Source organism: Mesorhizobium sp. M7A.F.Ca.MR.362.00.0.0 (genome assembly GCF_004023175.1).
Classification (GTDB): domain Bacteria; phylum Pseudomonadota; class Alphaproteobacteria; order Rhizobiales; family Rhizobiaceae; genus Mesorhizobium.
The window spans coordinates 1-723 of record NZ_RZTF01000857.1; the positions used below are offsets into that span (position 1 = coordinate 1).

The following is a 723-nucleotide window of genomic DNA, read 5'->3' on the forward strand; positions in this document are numbered from 1 at the left end:
TAATATATGGTCATTAGATGTTGTTGGGAGTTGGATTCAGGCAATTGGATCCGTTATTTCATTAATTGGGCAGATTCAAGAATAAAGTGAAGAACAAAGCAATGAAAATGAAGAAAATAATTCTGAAGACAGTGATGATGAACAAGATAGTCCGATACAAGGAAATAGGAGGAGACGCAATCTTCTCCATTTTTGGCGATGAAGTTCTTGCTAGTGAAAAATTTGCTGATGCCGATTCTTTTTATAACTCAATAGACCAAAAACAGTACCATGAATACAAAAACGCTAAAATGAACATTAGAGAGAAAGTCTCTTTTAAAGATATAAACAAAGTATTATCAAAAGCAGATAAGTTTATAGGTGAAAACAGAGTTTCAGGTAATGGTTATGATCCCAACAGACAAGTATATGTGTATTTGACAGTATCTGAAAACGGTAAGGATATTAAAAATATAGTCGTTGATGCCGAAACTAAGCAAATTATTATTAAATCAGAACCTTTATTAAAACCATAATAATAAAAAAGGTTACCTTTCATGGTAACCTTTTTTATTTTCCATTCCCATAACCCTCAAATAATATAAAGAATTTAATCGAAATTCCTTCAATCGGATAATATTATTGGACCGAGAAGAACAACTTTTTTTAAAAATCAAACACAATCTAGTAGATTAGTATTGCTAGAATAGATTGATAGGTTTAAAATTACAGATAACTAAATAG

1 protein-coding gene is annotated in these 723 nt (G+C 30.2%); it reads left to right on the forward strand.

Annotated features, from left to right (window positions below; translation table 11 throughout):
- Nucleotides 1–101 precede the first annotated feature (101 nt).
- On the forward strand, nt 102–515 hold the full coding sequence (locus tag EOC06_RS38180) for a hypothetical protein (RefSeq protein WP_164899043.1): 414 nt from the start codon (nt 102–104) through the stop codon (nt 513–515).
- Nucleotides 516–723 lie beyond the last annotated feature (208 nt).

Coding starts and splice junctions, on each gene's coding strand:
- EOC06_RS38180 (WP_164899043.1), top strand. CDS start 102: ATGAAAATGAAGAAAATAATTCTGAAGACAGTGATGATGAACAAGATA.